Source organism: Pseudomonas sp. yb_9, from assembly GCF_043103635.1.
In the GTDB taxonomy this organism is placed as follows: Bacteria; Pseudomonadota; Gammaproteobacteria; order Pseudomonadales; family Pseudomonadaceae; genus Aquipseudomonas; species Aquipseudomonas monteilii.
The window spans coordinates 1-2,428 of record NZ_JBICKA010000106.1 but is presented as its reverse complement, the minus strand read 5'-3'; the positions used below and the strand labels follow the sequence as shown (position 1 = coordinate 2,428).

1 protein-coding gene is annotated in these 2,428 nt (G+C 61.8%); it reads right to left on the bottom strand.

The genetic code is table 11. From position 1 onward, the window contains the following. Positions 1–2,428, bottom strand: a 2,428-nt coding sequence (locus ACF8MI_RS26030; protein WP_392518081.1) for an immunoglobulin-like domain-containing protein, incomplete at both ends; no start/stop codon positions are given.

Here is a 2,428-nt window from a genome sequence, read left to right as displayed (position 1 = left end):
TGGTTGTTGATCGGCAGGCCGTCTTTGTTGGTCAGCGTGATGGTGTAGGTGATTTCGCCGCCTTCGGTGACCGACGGGGTGGCGGTCAGCTTCGCGATGACTTCGTCGGTGGTGTCGGTGACATCAACCTTCGCCGCATTACCCAGCTGCAGGTTTTCGAAGGTACGACCATCGACGTCCACCGCCGACTTGATGCCCACACTGATCTGACCGGCGTCGTTGTAGACGTCATCGCCCTGTGCCGCGTGCTCGTATGGCGCGCTGGTGTCGCCAGCCTTGATGGTCACGGTCGCATCATTGCTCAGGGTCACGACCAGGTCGTGGTCCAGCGGCTGGTTGATGTGCACGGTGAAGGTCGGTTTGACGTTTTCCGCGACCGAAGTCTGGTCGGCGGTAATGGTGACCAGCACCAGATCGCCTTCGTTGCCAGTGCCCGGGGTACCCGAACCTGGCTCGTCGGTGACGGTAGTGGTGACCGGGGCCTTGTCCAGGGTCAGCTGCTCGAACTTGCCCACGTCGTCGCCGCTGACCGAAGCGATCGACTTGATCACTGGGTCGTTGGTGCCGGTGTAGACATTGTCCGGGGCAATGACGGTGGTAGTACCCACGGTGCCGTTGGCCGGCACGGTGATGGTGGTCTTGCCATCGTTCAGCGTGAAGGTCAGCGCCGAGTGGTTGTTGATCGGCAGGCCGTCTTTGTTGGTCAGCGTGATGGTGTAGGTGATCTCGCCGCCTTCGGTGACCGACGGGGTCGCGGTCAGCTTGGCCACCACTTCATCGGTGGTATCGGTGACCTGAACGGAGGCGTTGCCGCCCAGTTGCAGGTTCTCGAAGGTACGACCATCCACGTCCACGGCGGACTTGATGCCCATGCTGATCTGGCCAGCGTCGTTGTAGACGTCATCGCCTTGCGCCGCGTGCTCGTATGGCGCGCTGGTGTCGCCAGCCTTGATGGTCACGGTCGCATCATTGCTGAGGGTCACGACCAGGTCGTGGTCCAGCGGCTGGTTGATGTGCACGGTGAAGGTCGGTTTGACGTTTTCCGCGACCGAAGTCTGGTCGGCGGTAATGGTGACCAGCACCAGATCGCCTTCGTTGCCAGTGCCCGGGGTGCCCGAGCCTGGCTCGTCGGTGACGGTAGTGGTGACCGGCGCCTTGTCCAGGGTCAGCTGCTCGAACTTGCCCACGTCATCGCCGCTGACCGAAGCGATCGACTTGATCACTGGGTCGTTGGTGCCGGTGTAGACATTGTCCGGGGCAATGACGGTGGTAGTACCCACGGTGCCGTTGGCCGGCACGGTGATGGTGGTCTTGCCATCGTTCAGCGTGAAGGTCAGCGCCGAGTGGTTGTTGATCGGCAGGCCGTCTTTGTTGGTCAGCGTGATGGTGTAGGTGATCTCGCCGCCTTCGGTGACCGACGGGGTCGCGGTCAGCTTGGCGATGACTTCGTCGGTGGTGTCGGTGACATCAACCTTCGCCGCATTACCCAGCTGCAGGTTTTCGAAGGTACGACCATCGACGTCCACCGCCGACTTGATACCCACACTGATCTGACCGGCGTCGTTGTAGACGTCATCGCCCTGTGCCGCGTGCTCGTATGGCGCGCTGGTGTCGCCAGCCTTGATGGTCACGGTCGCATCATTGCTGAGGGTCACGACCAGGTCGTGGTCCAGCGGCTGGTTGATGTGCACGGTGAAGGTCGGTTTGACGTTCTCGGCCACCGAGGTCTGGTCAGCGGTGATGGTCACCAGTACCAGATCGCCTTCGTTGCCAGTGCCTGGCGTACCCGAACCCGGTTCGTCGGTGACGGTGGTGGTGACCGGGGCCTTGTCCAGGGTCAGCTGCTCGAACTTGCCGACGTCGTCACCGCTGACCGAGGCGATCGATTTCACGATCGAGTCGTTGGTGCCGGTGTAGACGTTGTCCGGTGCGGTGACGGTGGTGGTGCCCACGGTGCCATTGGCCGGCACGGTGATGGTGGTCTTGCCATCGTTCAGCGTGAAGGTCAGCGCCGAGTGGTTGTTGATCGGCAGGCCGTCTTTGTTGGTCAGCGTGATGGTGTAGGTGATCTCGCCGCCTTCGGTGACCGACGGGGTCGCGGTCAGCTTCGCGATGACTTCGTCGGTGGTGTCGGTGACATCAACCTTCGCCGCATTACCCAGTTGCAGGTTCTCGAAGGTACGACCATCGACGTCTACCGCCGACTTGATACCCACACTGATCTGACCGGCGTCGTTGTAGACGTCATCGCCCTGTGCCGCGTGCTCGTATGGCGCGCTGGTGTCGCCAGCCTTGATGGTCACGGTCGCATCATTGCTCAGGGTCACGACCAGGTCGTGGTCCAGCGGCTGGTTGATGTGCACGGTGAAGGTCGGTTTGACGTTTTCCGCGACCGAAGTCTGGTCGGCGGTAATGGTGACCTTGACCA